The sequence below is a fragment of the Desulfobacula sp. genome (assembly GCF_021107415.1).
In genome coordinates, this window is the sequence record NZ_JAIOSW010000154.1 from 1 (window position 1) to 2,867 (window position 2,867).

General features: G+C 40.3%; 3 protein-coding genes. All 3 read right to left on the reverse strand.

What is annotated here, in order from left to right:
- The coding region (locus K8S13_RS08485; protein ID WP_291461933.1) for a penicillin-binding protein 2 at window positions 1–1,644 on the reverse strand (1,644 nt) is incomplete at its 3' end.
- The gene (locus K8S13_RS08490) at window positions 1,644–1,997 is read right to left on the reverse strand and encodes a hypothetical protein (RefSeq protein ID WP_291461934.1); all 354 of its coding nucleotides are present in this window, start codon (window positions 1,995–1,997) and stop codon (window positions 1,644–1,646) included. The genes K8S13_RS08485 and K8S13_RS08490, both read right to left, overlap by 1 nt.
- A 3-nt stretch (window positions 1,998–2,000) precedes the next feature.
- A partial coding sequence (rsmH, locus tag K8S13_RS08495) for a 16S rRNA (cytosine(1402)-N(4))-methyltransferase RsmH (RefSeq protein ID WP_291461935.1) occupies window positions 2,001–2,867 on the reverse strand: 867 nt, incomplete at its 5' end.

Below are 2,867 nucleotides of genomic sequence, written 5' to 3' on the forward strand. Positions count from 1 at the left end.
AGTTTTAAAGGCCGGGGCTGCCACATCTCCGCCATAATATTGTTTTTTGGGTTCATCAATCACCACGAGAATTGCAAGTTTTGGATTCTCCTCTGGTGCAAATCCGGCAAAAACTGAGATGTAATTGTTTTTTGAATATCCTTTTTTGTTTTTTAAGGCTTTTTGAGCAGTTCCGGTTTTCCCGCATACTGTCCATCCTTCCATGGCAGCTTTTACACCGGTACCTTCCTCTTTTACGACGAGACTCATCATGTTTTTAACCTGTCGGGCCGTTTTTGATGAAATGACTCTCCGGATTATTTCAGGGTGGTATACTCTTGAGTCCTCACCATTATTGGATATGATTTTTTTTATCAGCAGGGGTTTCATAAGATTACCGTTATTGGCAATTGCACTGATACCACAGATAAGCTGTATGGCAGAAACAGAAACACCCTGGCCAAAGGAGATGGCACCGGCATCGATTCTAGACCATTTTTGATAGGGGATCAGATTGCCGGATGTTTCTGCCGGAGATCCAATCCAGGTTCTGTCTCCAAATCCAAAATCAGCAAAATAATTATACAAGGCTTTATCCCCAAGTGTTTCTGCAATTTTTACAGCGCCTATATTACTTGAAAATTTAATGATCTGGTTAATGGAAAGCCAGTCATAAGGATGGGTGTCATGAATGGTAAATGTTCCAATTTTATATGTACCGTTTTCACAAAAAAAGATGGATTTAGGAGAAAATCCCTTTTCGAGTGCGGCGGCTGCTGTAAAGACCTTCATGGCAGATCCCGGCTCAAATGCATCGGTAACGGCACGGTTCCTATAGGCCGCTTTATTATAGCCTTTAAAATTATTTGGATTGAATTGTGGGAAATGCGCTATTGCCAGAAGCTCTCCGGTTTGCGGTCTCATAACCAGGGCGATCCCTGATTTTGCCCGATGAGTTTTTACAGTTCTTTCAAGGGTTTGCTCACTTAAAAATTGAATTTTTTTGTCTATGGTCAGGACAATGGATTTCCCTTTAAGCTGAGATCTTCTTTTTTTATCAAGATCAAAAAGCCTTCCATTCCCGTCCCGCTTGACTTTGATTTTCAGGGACTTGCCTTCCAGAACTGAATTGTATTTATACTCAAGGCCTTCAAGTCCGGAGTCTTCAGATCCCGTAAATCCAACAGCCTGCGCTGCAAGGTTCCTGTTGGGGTAAAATCTTTTAGAATCATTTTCAAAATAAATTCCATTTAGATTCAATTGTCGAATCTGATTGGCTTGGTCCGGGGAGACTCTTCTGGCGATCCAGGCGAATAACCGTTTGGAGGAAAGAGTACCCTGGAGTTTTTTCCGGTCAATCTTCAATATTTTGGAAAGTTTTCTAGCAGTAGAAATCGGGTTTTTTATTTTTAAAGGACAGGCAGTGACGGAGATGGCATCAATGCTGGTTGCAAGTTTGTTCATGTTCCTGTCCAGAATCTGGCCTCTTTCTCCCTTGATAGTGATGTGCCGGGAATAATCATTTTCAGCTTTTTGTGTCAGTTCCCGGGCTTTGAAAATTTGGATGTCAAAGGATTTGGCCCCCATAATAAAAATCGAGATGACAATCAGAACCTGAATAACACCAATTCTTTGTTGCATCCCTTTGTTAAAATTCTTTGACATTATTTTTTTCTCCCTGCCAGAGCATTTGTCGGAGGATTTGCCAGAGAATCTGTCATATAAATAGTTTGATTTACCGTATCCCTAGAAAGGTTTAGCCTGGTTTTTGCAATTCGGGTTATGCGGTCGTCTGATTTCAGTCGGTCTCTTTCAACAGATAAAGCCTTGCGGTAAGACATCTTTTTTACAAACGTTTCATGTTTCCTGGATACCCGTAATATGGTCTGGGCGGATTCTGTCCTGATCCAGGTATAAGCCAAAAGTTCACAAAATATGATAGAAATAACGACAAACCAGCAAAAGCCCGGCTTCTTTGCCTGGATATTTTTTTTGGGTATGTTATTTTTAATCGTCATATATTAAATTTTTTGAGCCACCCTTAATTTGGCACTTCTTGCCATGGGGTTGAATTCTATCTCTTTTTTTGTGGGCACCAAAGGTTTTTTGAAAACCGATTTCATCTGTGGAACAAATCCGCATAAACAGATGGGAAGATCTTTTGGACATGTGCAGCCGTTCTCGAATTTGCGTAATGCATGCTTTACGATACGATCTTCAAGGGAATGGAAAGAAATAATACAAAGCCGTCCCCCTTTTAAAAGAAGTGAGGGTACGATTTGCATAAATTTTTCAAGTTGGTCCAATTCCCTGTTTACAGCAATTCTTATGGCCTGGAACACTCTAGTAGCAGGATGAATGCGCTGCTTAAATTTGTACTTTGCAGGGATGACTTCTAAAATAATTTGTGCAAGTTTTAAACTTGTATGAATGGGTGTAGTCTTTCTTGTTTCCACAATTTTTTTTGCAATCCGTCTTGAAAATTTTTCTTCACCAAATTTAAAGAAAATAGTTATCAGCTCACTCTCCGGGAATGAATTGACAATCTCAAAGGCTGTCAGATCGTTTCGAATATCCATTCGCATATCCAATGGTTCATTCTTGTTAAAACTAAATCCGCGGTTGCCGTTTTTCAGTTGGTTTAGTGAAAAGCCTAAGTCAAGGAGTATTGAATTTACACCCTTTATCCCGTTAGAGTTCAAAATTGTTGGAAGATCAGAAAAATTGCTGTGGAACAATAGCGCATTCTCTTTAAATGGATGTAAAATCTTTTTAGCATGATTAATGGCATCCAAATCCTGATCAATGCCGATCAGCACCCCTTCAGGGAGTATTGCTTCGATTGTTGCAAGCGCGTGACCTGCCCCGCCCAGAGTACAATCCACACA